Origin of the sequence: Celeribacter litoreus, from assembly GCF_020165855.1 — a bacterium.
GTDB lineage: Bacteria > Pseudomonadota > Alphaproteobacteria > Rhodobacterales > Rhodobacteraceae > Celeribacter > Celeribacter litoreus.
Genome location: NZ_JAIUFY010000005.1, coordinates 797,806 through 813,750, shown reverse-complemented (window position 1 = coordinate 813,750; position 15,945 = coordinate 797,806). Strand labels below are relative to the sequence as shown.

At 58.6% G+C, this 15,945-nt stretch carries 18 protein-coding genes and 1 tRNA gene; 7 read left to right on the top strand and 12 right to left on the bottom strand.

Features of this window, described 5'->3' with window-relative positions; translation table 11 throughout:
* Positions 1–5: 5 nt before the first annotated feature.
* Positions 6–2,861, bottom strand: a complete 2,856-nt coding sequence (locus LA304_RS06050; protein WP_224502210.1) for a helicase-related protein — start codon at positions 2,859–2,861, stop codon at positions 6–8.
* Between the two features lie 94 nt (positions 2,862–2,955).
* Positions 2,956–3,504 (bottom strand): tetratricopeptide repeat protein, encoded by a 549-nt coding sequence (locus LA304_RS06045; RefSeq protein ID WP_224502209.1) that lies wholly within the window; start codon positions 3,502–3,504, stop codon positions 2,956–2,958.
* 106 nt (positions 3,505–3,610) lie between these two features.
* Here LA304_RS06045 and LA304_RS06040 point away from each other — a divergent pair, with 106 nt between their 5' ends.
* From LA304_RS06040 to LA304_RS06025, 4 genes are all read left to right on the top strand, one after another.
* Positions 3,611–3,904: an SCP2 sterol-binding domain-containing protein gene (locus tag LA304_RS06040; RefSeq protein WP_224502208.1), complete on the top strand. Its 294-nt coding sequence runs from the start codon at positions 3,611–3,613 to the stop codon at positions 3,902–3,904.
* A gap of 9 nt (positions 3,905–3,913) precedes the next feature.
* On the top strand, positions 3,914–4,855 hold the full coding sequence (locus tag LA304_RS06035; RefSeq protein WP_224502207.1) for an alpha/beta fold hydrolase: 942 nt from the start codon (positions 3,914–3,916) through the stop codon (positions 4,853–4,855).
* Positions 4,856–4,918: 63 nt separating this feature from the next.
* Positions 4,919–6,739 carry a M3 family oligoendopeptidase gene (locus LA304_RS06030; protein ID WP_224502206.1) on the top strand — a complete coding sequence of 607 codons (1,821 nt, stop codon included), beginning with the start codon at positions 4,919–4,921 and terminating at the stop codon, positions 6,737–6,739.
* Positions 6,736–7,209 carry a GNAT family N-acetyltransferase gene (locus tag LA304_RS06025; protein WP_224502205.1) on the top strand — a complete coding sequence of 158 codons (474 nt, stop codon included), beginning with the start codon at positions 6,736–6,738 and terminating at the stop codon, positions 7,207–7,209. The genes LA304_RS06030 and LA304_RS06025 overlap by 4 nt, the downstream gene beginning before the upstream one ends.
* Here LA304_RS06025 and LA304_RS06020 read toward each other — a convergent pair.
* The 6 genes from LA304_RS06020 to LA304_RS05995 all read right to left on the bottom strand — a co-directional run bounded on the left by LA304_RS06020 (position 7,202) and on the right by LA304_RS05995 (position 12,127).
* The gene (locus LA304_RS06020; RefSeq protein WP_224502204.1) at positions 7,202–7,471 is read right to left on the bottom strand and encodes a DksA/TraR family C4-type zinc finger protein; all 270 of its coding nucleotides are present in this window, start codon (positions 7,469–7,471) and stop codon (positions 7,202–7,204) included. The two genes, LA304_RS06025 and LA304_RS06020, sit on opposite strands and share 8 nt — an antisense overlap.
* Before the next feature lie 3 nt (positions 7,472–7,474).
* The gene (locus tag LA304_RS06015) at positions 7,475–7,792 is read right to left on the bottom strand and encodes a DUF4389 domain-containing protein (protein WP_224502203.1); all 318 of its coding nucleotides are present in this window, start codon (positions 7,790–7,792) and stop codon (positions 7,475–7,477) included.
* Positions 7,793–7,894: 102 nt separating this feature from the next.
* Entirely contained in the window at positions 7,895–8,230 is a 336-nt protein-coding gene (locus LA304_RS06010; RefSeq protein WP_224502202.1) for a hypothetical protein, read from the bottom strand.
* A gap of 824 nt (positions 8,231–9,054) precedes the next feature.
* Entirely contained in the window at positions 9,055–10,035 is a 981-nt protein-coding gene (locus tag LA304_RS06005; RefSeq protein WP_224502201.1) for a Gfo/Idh/MocA family protein, read from the bottom strand.
* Positions 10,036–10,151: 116 nt separating this feature from the next.
* Positions 10,152–11,048 (bottom strand): RNA polymerase sigma factor RpoH, encoded by an 897-nt coding sequence (gene rpoH / locus LA304_RS06000; RefSeq protein ID WP_224502200.1) that lies wholly within the window; start codon positions 11,046–11,048, stop codon positions 10,152–10,154.
* A 197-nt stretch (positions 11,049–11,245) separates the two neighbouring features.
* Positions 11,246–12,127 carry a LysR family transcriptional regulator gene (locus LA304_RS05995; protein ID WP_224502199.1) on the bottom strand — a complete coding sequence of 294 codons (882 nt, stop codon included), beginning with the start codon at positions 12,125–12,127 and terminating at the stop codon, positions 11,246–11,248.
* A gap of 94 nt (positions 12,128–12,221) precedes the next feature.
* Here LA304_RS05995 and LA304_RS05990 point away from each other — a divergent pair, with 94 nt between their 5' ends.
* Positions 12,222–12,863 (top strand): DUF4386 domain-containing protein, encoded by a 642-nt coding sequence (locus LA304_RS05990; RefSeq protein WP_224502198.1) that lies wholly within the window; start codon positions 12,222–12,224, stop codon positions 12,861–12,863.
* 4 nt (positions 12,864–12,867) lie between these two features.
* On the opposite strand, the gene LA304_RS05985 is transcribed toward LA304_RS05990, so the two are convergent.
* On the bottom strand, positions 12,868–13,899 hold the full coding sequence (locus LA304_RS05985) for an RluA family pseudouridine synthase (protein WP_224502197.1): 1,032 nt from the start codon (positions 13,897–13,899) through the stop codon (positions 12,868–12,870).
* Here LA304_RS05985 and LA304_RS05980 point away from each other — a divergent pair.
* Entirely contained in the window at positions 13,898–14,218 is a 321-nt protein-coding gene (locus LA304_RS05980; RefSeq protein WP_224502196.1) for a DUF6476 family protein, read from the top strand. The genes LA304_RS05985 and LA304_RS05980 overlap by 2 nt on opposite strands.
* 50 nt (positions 14,219–14,268) lie before the next feature.
* Here LA304_RS05980 and LA304_RS05975 read toward each other — a convergent pair.
* Positions 14,269–14,345: transfer RNA gene (locus LA304_RS05975), tRNA-His, on the bottom strand.
* A 151-nt stretch (positions 14,346–14,496) separates the two neighbouring features.
* Between LA304_RS05975 and LA304_RS05970 the strand changes: the two genes are divergently transcribed.
* Positions 14,497–14,685: a DUF6324 family protein gene (locus LA304_RS05970; protein ID WP_224502195.1), complete on the top strand. Its 189-nt coding sequence runs from the start codon at positions 14,497–14,499 to the stop codon at positions 14,683–14,685.
* Here LA304_RS05970 and LA304_RS05965 read toward each other — a convergent pair whose 3' ends face one another.
* Both LA304_RS05965 and LA304_RS05960 read right to left on the bottom strand, forming a co-directional pair.
* Positions 14,686–15,162, bottom strand: coding sequence for an MmcB family DNA repair protein (locus LA304_RS05965; protein ID WP_224502194.1), 477 nt, complete (start codon positions 15,160–15,162; stop codon positions 14,686–14,688).
* A 353-nt stretch (positions 15,163–15,515) separates the two neighbouring features.
* Entirely contained in the window at positions 15,516–15,827 is a 312-nt protein-coding gene (locus LA304_RS05960) for a hypothetical protein (protein ID WP_224502193.1), read from the bottom strand.
* Positions 15,828–15,945 lie beyond the last annotated feature (118 nt).

Below are 15,945 nucleotides of genomic sequence, written 5' to 3'. Positions count from 1 at the left end.
GAATCTTACTTCTTGTCCTTAAGCGCCATGAGAGCCGCGAACGGGTTGTCCGGATCGATCGGCTTCTCTTTCTTCGGCGGACGCGCAGAGAAGGTCTTAGGCTGTTGGTTGCCTTTGCCGCCATCGCGGCGCGGACCACCTTTACCTTTCGGCTTGCCGCCGCCCTTTTTGCCCTGCGGACGATCACCGCCCTGCTGGCGACGCGGACCACGGTTCTGACCACCACGGTTGCCGCCCCAAGTGAAGGTGTAGAACACCTCAGTCTCGGCCTCGGCAACAGACGCATCGGCTGCAACGCCTTCCGGCACTTCGGTCTCTGCAAACTGTGCGGCTTCGTCTTCGGACGGCGCAGGTTCTGCGATCTCTGCAGACGGAGCTTCACCCTCATCCGGAATCTCAGTTGCGATACCAGATAGATCGGCGGCTTCGGTCACTTCAGGTGCAGAAGCCGCAGCATCAGCCACAACCTCATCGACCGGCTTCACCTTCTGGCGCTCGCCTTTCTCGGCCTTGTAGCCCATGCCGCCCATTAGATCGGCAAATTGCTCAAGCGTCATACCCGTGATCGAGAGCATATCCGGCGTTGCCTCAAACCCGCCACGGCTGTCCTGGCTGCGAAGCAGGTCAGCGAGACGTTCGAGCATATCAATCCGGATTGCTCGCGTGCCGGAGAGACGGTAACCGGACATGGCGTAGTAGCCTTCCGGTGCATCCACAACGGCGGGAATGGTCACGAGACCCGGCGGCGGTGCGTCGGGGAATTCGTCGAACTTCGCGTTCAAAGCCCAGAGCAGCAGACGCAGACGCGTCGGCGCCGGTTTGAGCAGGAGCGGCATGAAGATCGTGTATTGACCGAAACGCACACCGTGCTTGCGCAGTGCGCCACGCGCGTCCTGATCGAGCTCTTTGACTTCACCAGCGACAGCGTCACGCGGGATCACGCCGAGGTTTTCAACCAGACGGAAAGCAAACCCGCGCGGAAGTCCGGCGAGGGTTTCGTCGCGCGACATGTTCAGAAGCGGCTCAAAGAGGGTCGCGATCTTGCGGTCGATGAAGTGCTGCAGGCGGCGGGTCACTTTCTCCACCACGTCCTGCGCGACACCATCGTCGACAAACGCAACTGCGCGCGGTTTGAGCGCGTCATCGCCCGGAACCAGTTTGCCCACGGCATGCTCGCCCCACATCAGACCACCCTGATCGGTGAAATCCATTTCCGTGTCGGGAGCATTGTAGAACCGGTCGGCCCGCAGGCTGAACTCCGGTGTCAGTGCCGCCATTGCGGCCTGCGCGAGGGTCTTTGCCTCGTCTGGCGTGGATGCCTTGTCCTGGATAAACCGGAACCCTTCGAGACGGCCGACGAATTCGCCTTCAACCGTCACTTCACCCTTGTCGTTTACGTCGGCCACAAGGCCCTCCTTCTGTTTGAGCCGCCGAAGGAGCACACTCGTCCGCCGGTCCACAAATCTCTGTGTTAATGCGCCATGGAGCGCATCAGACAATCGGTCTTCTACAGCGCGTGTCGTGCCGCGCCAATGGCTTTCGTCATCAACCCAACCGCTGCGCTGCGCAACATAAGTCCAAGTGCGTATGTAGGCGAGTCTTTTAGACAAAGTGTCAATATTGCCGTTCGTATGATCAATGCGCTTGATCTGTGCCGCAAGCCAATCGTCCGGAACGCGCCCGAATTCGTGCAAAAATTCATAAATTCGCTCAAGAAGTGACGTGTGCTCCCCATGACTGATTCCCCGAAAATCGGGAATCCGGCAGACATCCCAGAGCAGTTTGACGTCTTTTCCGCCTCTGAGACGCGGGCGTACGGACTTGAGATCAGAGAGCGTTTTAAGCGCGAGAAGGTCATCTGCCTCGCGTGCGCGCACGAGCGACGGGTCATTCGGAGCCATTTCGAGCGAAGCAATCAACCGATCCACAGACCCGAATTCGAGCCGAGAGTTGCGCCAGTTGAGCTTTTTCTGAGGCGTGAAACGATGCTCTTCGATGGCTTCGATCACCTCTTCATCGAACGGCTCCGCCTCTCCCGTGACGCCAAAGGTGCCATCGGTCTTGTAGCGCCCTGCCCGCCCCGCGATCTGGGCAAGCTCGTTTGGCATGAGATGCCGCATGCGTCGCCCATCGAATTTCACGGTGGAGGAGAACGCGACGTGCGTGACGTCGAGGTTCAGGCCCATCCCGATGGCGTCCGTTGCAACGAGGTAATCCACATCGCCGTTCTGATACATCTCCACCTGTGCATTGCGCGTTCGCGGAGACAGAGCGCCCATCACGACCGCAGCCCCGCCTTTTTGCCGACGCAGAAGCTCTGCAATGGCGTAGACGTCATCCACAGAGAACCCGACGATGGCCGCACGGGACGGCATCCGGCTAATCTTTTTCGATCCCGCATAGGTCAGCTTGGAAAACCGGTCACGATGCATGAACTGTGCTTTGGGCACGAGTTGCGCGATCACCGAACGCATCGAATCCGAGCCCATGAACAGCGTCTCATGCGTGCCGCGTGCATGGAGCAGACGATCTGTGAACACATGCCCGCGCTCTGGATCGGCACACAGTTGAATCTCATCCACGGCGAGGAAATCTGTCCCCATCCCCGTCGGCATCGCTTCGACCGTACAGACCCAGTATTGCGCCCGAGTCGGGACGATCCGCTCTTCGCCTGTGACAAGTGCGACAACAGACGGGCCTCGGATCGCCACGATCCGGTCATAGACCTCCCGCGCCAAAAGACGCAGCGGCAACCCGATCACACCCGTCCGGTAGGCCAGCATGCGTTCGATTGCGTAGTGAGTTTTTCCGGTATTCGTGGGGCCGAGCACCGCAGTGATCCGGCCAGACATGCCCGTCATCTGAGGGCCCTTTTACTGAGAGTCTGTTCTTATGGTTTTCGCGTTCGGAAGAGTTGTAGGTGGCCCCTTCCCCGAGCGCAAGCCAACCCGCCGCCTAAAGCGCCGTCCCTTGGGTCAAGAGTTCGAGATAGGAAATCCGCTCCTGCAAACCAGACATGTTGGGGTGGATGCCTTCAATCACGTAGAGAACGTCGAGGGCGCGTTCGGTTTCGCCGGTCTCTTCAAGGATCAATGCAAGCCCGGAAAGCGCCCCGAAGTGGCGCGGCACACGATTGAGCACTTCGGCAATGTCGTAGATTGCAGGACCATAAAGGCCAGATAGGTAATAGGCTGTCGCTCTGGCATTGTAACCTTCGGCGAAATCTGGCGCGTGATCGACGAGCGCCGTTAGATGCCCGATTGCTCCACTCAGGTCGCCCTGATCAATCGCCGCCCGACCGCGTTCGAGCAGCAAATCCATCGCGTCAGAACCGGACCGCGACATTTCGAGCGCGATCTCCTGTTCGATCATCGTCGCGTTATAGCCCTGCGCCTCGGCGAGTTGATCAAACAACTCATCCAAGTCCGCCGCAGAGACGGACGAACCGGCCAAAATCAGCCAGAACGCAACGGCACATTTGTGAAACTGTCGTATTCCTTTCATAACACTCTAGATTGTAGCTTTCCGGCCCCCATGTTCAAAGTCACAAATAAGTGGCATCCCATCAAACCCACAAAAGTGACCCGTGCCGGACCGAATGGAGGAAAACATGAGCAAGATCATTTCGAAGGCCGTCGAAGCCCTCTCTGAAAAACTGGAAGACGGCTTTGCCGCGGGTGTCGCCAAATTCGTGATCGAAGACGAAGGCGCGATTGTTGTCGATAGTGACGGCGTGCGCGAAGGCGACGACGAAGCCGATGTGACCCTCACAGCGAGCCTCGAGACGTTTCAGGGCATGATGGAAGGCGACATCAACCCGACGTCTGCCTTTATGACGGGTAAACTCTCGATTGACGGCAACATGGGGCTCGCCATGCAGCTTGGCTCCGCGCTCTCTTCCTGAGGCTCACCGATGCCCGAAAGCGCCCCATTCTTTGCTGAGTTGGCCGATGGCCCAGAGGGCGGGCACGCCCACTGGCTCACGGCCTCTGATGGGGTGCGCATTCGCGTGGGCGTTTGGGATATGGACGATGCGAAAGGCAGCGTCTTCATGTTCCCGGGCCGCACGGAATGTATCGAAAAGTATGGCCGCGCCGCCAAACATCTCGCAAAGCGCGGCTATGCCAGCCTCGCCATCGACTGGCGGGGACAGGGGCTCGCAGATCGGCTTTTGGATGATCCGCGCACCGGTCACGTTGCGCAGTTTCCCGACTATCAGAAAGACCTCGACGCGGTGATCGCCTATGCCCACGCCCACAAGTGCCCGAAACCATGGTTTCTCATCGGACATTCCATGGGGGGCGCCATTGGTGTGCGCGCTCTCATCGAAGGCAAACCCTTCAAAGCCGCCGGTTTCTCCGCGCCCATGTGGGGCATCGGCCTGACGCCATGGCAAAAGCTGATGGTGCGGTTCGCCTCACCGCTCGTTCGTGCGCTCGGCCTCGACACCCGCCGCGCGCCGGGCACCAAGGCAGAAACTTACATGATCTGGCACGGGTTTGAGGACAATCTCCTCACCTCAGACAAAGGCATGTTCGACTACATGACCCGTCAGGCTCTCGCAGAACCTCGCCTCGGACTTGGCGGTCCGTCGAGCCATTGGGTCACGGAAGCCCTCGCGGAGAACGATTGGGCACATGCACAGGCCCTTCCGGATATACCGGTTCTCACCTTCATCGGCGGGGACGAAGAAATTGTCTGCAAAAACTCCGTGCGTGCGCTCGCGGAGCGCTGGGCGACCTGTGAGTTGATCGAAATTCCGGGGGCGCGCCACGAAATCCCGATGGAAACTCCCGAGACGCAATCCCTATTCTTCGACCGGCTCGCAGAACATTTCGACGCCGCAAGCCGCTGATCCTTTGCATCCTGCCGCATCTGACCCTATCTGTTGTTCAACGAACAGATAAGGAGCAACGAGATGCGGTTTTTCCAACCTAAAATGGTTTTCGATGCACGCCCGGCAGAGGGCTCGAATGACTTCGGAGACCTTCCTGATTGGGACCTAACCGATCTTTACCCGTCCACAGACGCACCCGAGGTCAAACGCGACCTTGATTGGCTCGAAGACGCCTGTCGCAGCTTTGCCGCCGACTACGAAGGCAAGCTTGCCGATCTCGACGGCGAGGGCATGTATCAGTGCATCCTGCGCGACGAACGGATTTCTCAGGTCGCCGGTCGCCTCGGGTCCTTCGCGGGTCTGCTCTACTACCAGAACACCGTCGACAGCGAGCGCGCGAAGTTCTTTTCCGACATTCAGGACAAGATCACGACCTACACCGCCTCGCTCGTATTCTTCTCCCTCGAAGTAAACCGCATTCCGGACGAGACCCTTGAGGAGATGCTCAAACATGAGGGCCTCTCGCGCTATCGCCCGATTTTTGAGCGGATGCGCAAAATGCGCCCCTATCAGCTCTCCGACGAGCTGGAGCGCTATGAGCACGACATGTCGATTGTTGGCGCGTCTGCGTGGAACAAGCTCTTTGACGAGACCGTTGCAGACCTGACATTCGAAGTGAACGGTGAGAAACTCGGCCTCGAAGCCACAAGCACACTCCTCACTGAACAGGACCGCGCGACCCGTGAGGCCGCCGCCCGTGAAATCGGCAAGGTGCTGAACGATAACATCAAGATTTTTACGCGCGTCCACAACACGCTCGCCAAAATGGGTGAGGTTGAGGACAAATGGCGCGGGATGCCGACGCCGCAGACAGGCCGTCATCTGTCCAACGATGTGGAGCCAGAGGTCGTGCAGGCGCTGCGCGATGCCGTCGTCGCTGCCTACCCGAAACTCTCGCATCGCTACTACGAGCTGAAACGCGGCTGGCTCGGTCTCGACAAGCTTCAAGTCTGGGACCGCAATGCGCCCCTGCCGATGGAAGAAAAGCGCGTCGTCTCTTGGGATGCTGCCGAGAAGATGGTGATGGAGGCCTATGCGGGCTTTGATCCGAAAATGGCGGAGATCGCGAAACCGTTCTTCACCGACGGCTGGATCGACGCGGGCGTGAAACCGGGCAAAGCCCCGGGGGCCTTTGCGCACCCGACCGTGACCGACGCGCACCCCTATGTGATGCTCAACTACCTCGGCAAACAGCGCGATGTGATGACCCTCGCCCACGAACTGGGCCACGGCGTCCATCAGGTCCTCGCCGCAGAACAGGGCGAACTGCTCGCCAACACGCCGCTGACCCTCGCGGAAACCGCGTCCGTGTTTGGTGAGATGCTGACCTTCCAGAAACTTCTGTCCGAGGCAAAAACACCGGCAGAGCGCAAAGTCCTGCTCGCGGGGAAAGTCGAGGACATGATCAACACGGTCGTCCGTCAGATCGCTTTCTATGACTTCGAGTGCAAACTGCACGAAGCCCGTCGCGGTGGAGAACTCACTCCGCAAGACATCAACAAAATCTGGATGTCCGTGCAGGGTGAGAGCCTCGGGCCGGCGTTCGAGTTCATGCCGGAGTACGAGACCTTCTGGGCCTATATCCCGCACTTCGTCCACTCGCCGTTCTACGTCTATGCCTATGCGTTCGGCGATGGCCTCGTGAACGCGCTCTATGCGGCCTACCAAGAAGCGCCGGAAGGGTTCCAGGACAAGTATTTCGACATGCTCAAAGCGGGCGGCTCGAAACACCACCCCGAACTCCTCGCCCCCTTCGGACTCGACGCCTCCGACCCGAAATTCTGGGACAAGGGCCTGTCGATGATCTCCGGATTTATCGACGAGCTGGAAGCAATGGAGTGACGCTCACGCTTACCCCTCTTCCCCGCGATGCGCTGCCTCGTGTCGCGGGGTTTTCTTTGCCGGAGGACCAAGCCGGCTTTGCCGATCTTCCGACGGTGACAATGGCCACTGGCGCGGCGCGCGACGGGCATATGATCCTTTTCGGCCAGACACCCGTCGGTTTTTTCGCCATAGATCGCGACTATGCGCAGACACATGAGTTTGCGCAGGAGGGATCGATTGGCCTGCGGCAGTTTCTCATTGACCACCCACATCAAGGGCGAGGCCACGCAGGAAGCGCCTGTCTCGCGCTTTCCCCCTATCTCCGGCACCATTACCCGCAGGCGATTGACTGTTACCTCACCGTGAATTGCCGCAATCCAAACGCGCGCGCCGCCTACCTCAAAGGCGGGTTTGAGGACACTGGGGCGCTTTATCTCGATGGGGGATTTGGGCCGCAACACATCTTGCAGCTTGATCTGATCACTTGAGCTGGCTGTCTTTCGAGCCGCGCCGGTTGATCCCGCCGCGCGCTTTGTAGGCACCGTCACGTTCGCGCTGACAGTCGATGCAGAGCTTCACACCGGGAATGGCAATTCTACGCGCCTCAGGAATGTCCTCGCCGCATTCGGCGCATTCCGCAAAGCTTTCGCCCACCGGCGCGCGATGCTGTTTCAGCCGCGCCAATTCGTCGTTGATCGAGGCCTCAATCTGTTCGCTCACGGCCCCGTCTTTCGCCCAACCGCCTGCCATGGCTTAGTCCAGCTCCGTCCACGGCCACGGCTTCACTTCGCTGTCTGCGGTGATGTAGCGCGTCGCTTTGGCGAACCAGATGCCGACATCCGTGCCAAACCCTGCCACACGCGGGTTCGGTTTCTTGCCGCTCGTGAGCATGATGATCGCCTGCAGGATCGCAAGCACCCCGATGATCGTGGACGCAAAGCTCATCATCACCCAGATGATGATCGAAAAGAGAATACGGGCACCAAAGTTTTCCTGAACCTCTTTGGGTTCGTTCGGCTTGGACCCACCGAGATCGGGCATCACGTGGTCGAATTCGTTCGGATCGGCCATGGAAGGTCTCCCTCTCTTTCCTGATTGATTCCTTTTCCGCGTCGGCACGACCTTAGCGCGAACAGCGTGAAACCAAAATCTCTTGCGGCGCCAAGCAACTCACTATCGCAGGCCAAGTTCCAAAAGGCGCTGAAGTGCATCCGTCACGCCCACATTCGGCTCGAACGCTCCGGTCTCGAGGAAGGACAAGGTCTGCACAATCACGCGCGGGTTCTGCATCATGAACGTGTGCGTCACCGGCAGCGTCAGGTGCGCGGACATGCCTTCGACCTTTGTGCTTTCGATCGAGACCTTGCCGTCGTCCTGCCCCTCTACGATCCCTGACAGGATCGGATTGAGAGACTGGCTCCCCGCGATGATGCCGGTCTCAAACGGCAGCGGCGGGAGGGTCGTGGGCAGTCCATCGGTTCCGAGTTGGAGCCCCGCAGGTCCGTTCATCACCGCAAATGCTTCTTAGCTCCCGAAGGTATCTATGATTTCAGACCCGTGGTTCGGCGGGCCTAGCATGACCACCCTCCCCCATTCTAAATCGGGGTGATCCGCCGCAAAACTCCGCAACAAGATTGCACCCATAGAGTGGGTCACAACGTTGGGGGCGGTGTCTTGAGCGGCGGCCTCACAGGCAGAACGCGCGTCTCGCAGAACGGTATCAGCCAATATTGCGACAGGGGCATCTCGCGAAGGGTAACTCCTGTTAACTGTGTCATACCCCGAGGCACGAAGGGCCTGCTCCATGACCAACATGGACGCATCGGTGCGGGCGAGGCCATGGAGAAGGATGACGCAAGACGCATCGCCTGCGGTCGCTGGCGCAGCGAGAACCGCGCCCGAAAGGCTCCATATAATAAATAAAAATCGCTTCATCCCAACGATATGGAGATGCGACGCCGGTCCGACAACATGCGCTTCAAAAAACAAGGGCGCCCAATCGGGCGCCCGTTCCGCGTTTTCCTCCCTTGGAGATATAGACCCCCGCCAGATCCGCCGCGGGTGTTGGCCCTTTGAGCGAGGGGGCACATGCTCCTCCGTCTCGCTTCATCCGGGGCCTCATGAGTCTCAATCGACAGCACCCACTCGGCGGATCGTTCACCGGAACCTCACTCGGCCGTGTCCCCGAATTCCCTCCACGGATTCGGAAGACCTGAGCCGGAGGCACCAGCTATTGCGGCGGTTCCTCCGCGTTGTCTGGGCCAGAACCTCGGAACATCATCATGTTTCCTCCTCTCTTTGCCTTTCCAACATCTACAGGCTACGGCGAGTCGCTATTTCCAACCTTGATCCGCATCAAAGACGGCATCAATCATTGCCTGCGTCCCGCGCGCATTTTCAAGCGTCCAAGGGTATTCCGCGCCCTCCGTCAGGGTCCGCACAAAGTTCTCGACCTGTAGCTTGTATTGCCGCGCCGGATGGAAAGTCTCCACGCGATAGCTCCCGCTCCCATCAGATATCTCGATTTCCGGAGCACCCGCCGGTGTGCTGGCGTTAAAGGGTGTCCTCAGGGTGATGACGCCTTCGCGACCGTGAAACCGCACTGTTTGACAGCGGGCCAATTGCATTGACACGTATCCATGGAAATCGAAGGACGGGAAGCGAGCGGACACCTCCGCAGTCACATCCACCCCATTCTCATACTCGATCTTTGCGTAAGTGATTTTTTCCGGTTCCTCGCCCGTCACCAATCGTGCGCAGCCCAAAGCATAAACTCCGATATCGCCGAGCGCCCCGCCTCCCGTTTCCGGTCTCAGACGAATGTTCTCCGCATCGGAGAGATTGAAACTGAAAGCCGTTTCAACGCGCTTCAACTCGCCGATTTCGCCTGTGGCAATCAACTCTCGCACACGATGCCACTGTGGGTGATGCGCAATCATGTAGGCCTCTACGCACATCAGGCCCGTTTCATCCCGCTTCGCAATCAGTTGGTCGATTTCCTCCGCCTTCATCGCAATCGGCTTTTCGCAGAGCACATGTTTGCCCGCGTCCATCGCCTTGAGGCACCATTCTACATGCAGACTATTGGGCAGCGGGACGTAAACGGCATCAATGTCGTCGCTCTTCAGGAGTGCATCGTAGTCATCAAAGACCTTAAGGTCCGGCTGAAACGCCTGAAACGGCGCTGCCTTCTCCGCGCTTGAGGTCGCGAGAGCGGCAAACACAGCCCCGCTCGCTTCATGGATCGCTGGCGCCATGAACTCACGCGCGAACTTCGCGGCACCGAGAACACCAAATCTGATCGGTCGGGTCATCAGGAACTCCTTTGTCTGTTGAGGAACCCTAACCGCAGGAGCCCCCGAAACAAAAACAGAAAACCCGCCGCCACGACAGGCAACGGGTTTCCTTCATTTCAAAATAACGAGCGATATCAGGCCTGTTCGAGCATTCCTTGCTCTTTCGCAAGCTCCTGCATCCGCGCCTGCAGTTTCTCGAACGCGCGGACCTCGATCTGGCGAATCCGCTCGCGCGACACCTCGTATTTCACCGAAAGGTCTTCGAGCGTAACAGGCTGATCCTTGAGGCGACGTTCCATCAGGATGTCTTTCTCACGATCATTGAGCGCTTCCATCGCCCGCACGAGAAGTTCGCGGCGGCTGTCCATTTCATCGCGGGCTTCATAGTCAGCCGCGGTGTTCGCGGATTCGTCTTCGAGCCAATCCTGCCATTGCGCAGATCCGTCTTCATCGCTGCCGACGGTGGCATTTAGGGACGCATCCCCGCCCGACATACGACGGTTCATGGAGATCACTTCTTCCTCGGTCACACCGAGATCGTTCGCAATCCGCTGGACGTTTTCCGGGCGCAGATCGCCCTCTTCAAACGCACCGATCCGCGCCTTCGCCTTGCGCAGGTTAAAGAACAGTTTCTTCTGTGCGGACGTGGTGCCGAGTTTCACGAGCGACCAGGAGCGGAGGATGTATTCCTGAATGCTCGCACGGATCCACCACATCGCGTAGGTCGCGAGGCGGAAACCCTTTTCGGGATCGAAGCGTTTCACCGCCTGCATGAGACCGACGTTGGCCTCGGAGATCACTTCTGCCTGCGGCAGTCCGTAGCCGCGATAGCCCATAGCGATTTTAGCCGCCAAGCGCAGGTGGGATGTGACAAGTTTGTGGGCAGCAGGTGCATCCTCATGATCCACCCACCGTTTGGCCAGCATGTATTCTTCCTCAGGCTCCAGCATGGGGAATTTGCGGATTTCCTGAAGATAGCGGTTCAGACCCTGTTCCGGGCTGGGGGCTGGCAAATTGGCGTAGTTACTCATGTCTCACATTTCTCCCGCATCGAACGCCTATGTAACAAGGCTTAACATCCATCTGGGGACGTCGACTTTGCCTTTCAAGTGCGTGTTGCGTTTTTCTTAAACTCAACTGTTATACGTAAAATGAGCGCGTTTCCGTCTTTGTTCCACGGCATTTCATCGTTTTCACAGCAATGTGCCCTCTGTTACAGGGCTGTTGCCTACCTTATATTTTGCACCAAAGCATCAAACAACACCCTGATACGTGCAGATGTGCGCAACTCTCTATGCGCAACCGCCCACATTTCGTGGGAAAGCGCCGGATAGGAACCGACCCGCACGAGCGACGGGTCCCGCGCCGCCACCCGATCTGGGACAATCCCGACCCCGAGACCTGCGCGGATCATGTCCATGACAACGAGGTGGGAATTCGACACCGCGAGAAAGCGCTCTGCCGCGACGTCAAGGCCGATGCTTGAAAGTGCCTGCCGGAGACGCGGCCCGGTGTCATAGCCGATGAAATCCGCCTGCGTGATGTCGTCAGGTAGCTTTGCGGCGTAGCTTTTGGCCGCATAGAGATGCACGCTTTCGTCACCGATCTTCCGCGTGATCAAATCCGGCTCTTTCGGGCAGAATGACCGGATCGCCACATCCGCCTCCCTCCTCCGCAAATCAGAGGGATCATTCGTGACGACCAGCTCCACCTGCAAATTCGGCGCGCGCTGCCGCAGCGCCTTGAGCACGGGCGGCATGTAATAGGCCGCGACGATTTCCGACACAGAGATCGCAACCGTCCCATCGAGCGCCTCAGCCTCGCCCGACGCAATCAAACGAACCTCCATCGCCGCCTCGGCCATCGCGCGCATATGCGGTAAGAGAGCGAGACCCGTCGGTGTCAGCGCAAGGCCACGCGGAACGCGGTCAAACAAGGTGACACCCAATTCCTCCTCAAGTGCCGCCACCTGTCGGCCCAAGGTCGGCTGGCTCATCCTTAGGGCGCGCGCCGCCGCAGACAAAGACCCCTCCTCCGCCGTGACGAGGAATGCGCGGGCGCGGGTCCAATCAAAATTGATGGCTGACCAGTTTCGGTTCGGCTTATCCATGCATTTTTGCATATCATAGAGACGCTATTGGGCAATATATTATTCAATATCACATACACATAATAGGGGCGTCCCTGTTTCGAAAGGTATCCCCATGCCCCATACGCTCACAATTACCACCCGCCACAACCTGATGATCGCAGCTGGTGTCGCCTATCTCGTCATCATCTTTTTCGGCATTTCAGCCGATATGGTCCTGCGCCCTATGGCGCTTGCTACCGCCGACCTGACTGAGCGCGTCGGCTATCTCCGCCTCGGTCTCGTCTTCGATGCATTGATGGTCGCGGCAGATGCGGCGCTCGCTATCCTGCTCTTTCTCGCCTTCCGCCACGTCTCCCCGAACGAAGCCCTTGCCGCGATGATCTTTCGTCTCATTCAGGGCGGGATCATTGGTGCCTCCCTGATGGCGCAAATTGCGGCCATTCATTTGCCGGAACAGGCCCCCGTTCTGATGGCCATAGGCGCGGACGGCTATGACCTCGGCCTGCTGTTCTTTGCTGTGAATACAGTCCTGATGGCACGCATCCTCTGCCATTCGGGGCTTACCCCGAAGTGGCTACCCCCTGCCCTCTTCGGAGCGGCAGTGGTCTACGCCGTCGGAAGCCTCTCCGCTCTGCTCGCGCCAGCCGTCGCGGACCTGATCGAACCGGCTTACGTTCTTCCGCTCATTGCGGAAACGGGTTTCTGCCTCTGGCTCTTGTTCGGGCACCGCAACATGCGAGGCGCAGTAGCCTAAACGCTTACAACGTGTCGATGAGGTGCTGCATGTCTTCGGGCAGCGGCGCCTCAAAGCGCATGTCCTCGCCCGTCACAGGATGCACGAATCCAAGGACGGCAGCGTGCAGCGCCTGACGAGGAAACTCTGCAACGGCAACGCGCGCGGCGTCGGACAGAGCTTTGTGATTGAGCTTGCGACGCCCGCCATAGGTTTGATCCCCGACGAGACCGTGACCCGCATGAGACATATGCACGCGAATCTGGTGTGTCCGACCGGTTTCCAGCCAGCATTCCATGAGGGCAAGCTGTGGAGGCGTGCCAAAGTATTCGAGCACACGCGCACGCGTGATCGCGTGGCGGCCCTCATCGAAGGACACGGCCTGCCGCTGACGATCCGTTTTGTGTCGACCGAGATAGGACGTGATCCGCATCACTGACGAGCCCTCAAATCCAACACCCTTCACACCACGCAGACGCGGGTCCATGACATCCGGCGCGCCGTAGACGAGCGCGAGGTATTTGCGTTCGACCGTGTGCTTCTCGAACTGCTTGGCGAGGCCCTGATGCGCCTTGTCGGACTTCGCGGCCACCAAAAGTCCGGAGGTGTCCTTGTCGATCCTGTGCACGATGCCTGGACGCTTTTCACCGCCAACGCCGGACAGGCTATCGCCGCAATGATACATCAGCGCGTTGACGAGTGTGCCTGAGGGAGACCCAGGCGCAGGATGGACGACCATGCCGACAGGCTTGTTCACCACGATCAGGTCATCGTCCTCATAGATCACGTCGAGCGGGATATCCTCCGCCACAACATCCACATCGGACGAAATCTCGACAGTGATCTCAACCACGTCCCCCTCAGAGACCTTGCCCTTTTGGTCCGTCACCACCTGTCCGTTCACCTTGATCGCCCCATCGGCGAGCAATTTGACCAAACGGGAGCGCGACAGAGTGGCTTCTTCTGGCACATCGCGGGCAATCGCCTTATCAAGGCGCTTGGGCGGGGCTTCCCCGATCACGAATTCGACTTTGGCGACAGGATTGGACGCTGACATGAGTGACCCGATTGAAATTGATCCGAAGGAAGCCAGGAAGCTGACGCTGTTGCGGCGGCTGGTGACGACACTTCTCGTTGTGATGATTGGCGGGTTTCTAGTGCTGATTGGCCTGCTTGTCACGCGCTTCCCGTCGATGGAGGGGAATGAGGCACCACAGGTGTCCTTTGATCTGCCCGATCATCTCGATCTGCCGGAAGGAATTATGCCCGAGGCCTTTACGCGCGGCGGGGATTGGGTCGCCATCGTGTCCGACAACGATATTCTGATTTTCGACGCCGAAACCGGTGCACTACGCAAGACCGTGACAACAGACTGAACCCGACACACTCATAGAGCCGGGCGAACATTCCAATAATGAAGTGAGGGTGGTACCACCTCCCCGGCTCGAACGGGGGACCTCCTGATCCACAATCAGGCGCTCTAACCAACTGAGCTAAGGCGGCACTGAGGGAGCATTTACTGGTCTCATTTCGGGATTGCAAGAGGCGATCTGCCGAAAAATGCGACGAAGTCGACAACGCCTGATGTCCGCCCCTCTTGCACCAACGCCCCCGAGCGCGTATTCCATGACGCCGAAACACAGGAGCCACCGCCATGGGCATCAATTCTGAACGCGACATCGAAGCCAACCTTCAAATCGGTCCGACCACAGAGGGAATGGTGCGTTTGTTTGTCGAGGGCGGCGGCGTGGAAATCCCGATGGATTTCGAGCCGGAAGAAGCCGAAGAGATCGCGGAAGAGCTCATGGCGGCCGCGGCTCAGGCGCGCAAGCTTTCCAAATAACTAGGTTTCGCCACCGAACATGGCAGGCACACCCGGGTCCCGATAGCTCTGGAGCCTGAGCGCTGCGTGGCGGGCAAACTTCATGTGAAGCACCTTGCGGCGCGCGGCGGCGAGTTTGTCTTCGTCGGGCATTCGGATGATCTCTGCGTGATAGGCGTCGGCGATGATCAGCCCTGCGTCATCCGGCAAAATTTCGGTCGGAAAGTCCTGATCGACCGCGAAGAAATAGCGGTCACACCAGTCTAGGTAGTTCTGCCATTTGGAATCAGATGTGAAATCCGTGCGGGAGGATTTGCACTCGACCACCCAAACCTCACCTTTCGGCCCCAGAGCCATCACATCAACCCGCAGACCACGTGTCGGGACGAGCTCTTCAACCGTCACAAAGTCATAGCTGCGCAGATGGCGGCACACACCACGCGCAAGGAGTTGGCCCGGCTGGGCGTTCGAGATGAATGGATCGATGTCAGCGGTCATGCCTCTAATCTAAGGGCTTTCATCATCCCGTCCACCCGAATGACCTAAGCTGTATCACGCGCATGTCATAACTCTTTGTGCATTCCCCCTTGCAGGCTCTGTCACAGAGACCTAAGTGGTGCGCTGGCGGGATCTGCTCTTCACGTACACATGGGCGCAAGACTCCGGTGGCCTTACGCAACCGAATGGGAGCTGGCTCTGTTCAGACCCTGGTTTGATTACCCGGCGCCCACCTGATTTTTCAGGCTTCGGGAGCAACGCGCTGCTACGGATGCTGTGGTCCCCCGCCACCTACAAAAAACGCGCCCTCCTCACCGGGGGCGCGTTTTTTGTGTGGAAATTCCGAAACCGGATCAGGTCTTTTTGCGAACCTCAACCGTCACGGGGATCGGTTCGAGCGAGACAGGCAGATCATCGCGCTTGCCTCCGGTGTCACCGCCCTCTTTTTCCGCCATCCCCATGATACGAATAGCGAACTGGACACCGGAAAAAACGATGCCGTTTGCAAACCAGAGAATAACAACCGCCAGATTGCCCGCATCGTTGTGTGTCACGAGATGCCAGAGGTTCGCCACGTTGAAATACAGAAGCGCACCGACAAATGCGGCGGCAATCGCGTAACCGATGAGAACCTGAGTGATGTAGAGTTTTACAAGCTTGGGCATGGCAGTGCTCCGTGCGTCAGAACATATTCAAGAATGATAGCACAACGGCCAAATCTTTCCAGAACCATTCCGTCGCAGCCCCAAACGCAAAACGCCCCGCACGGAGCGGAGCGTTTTG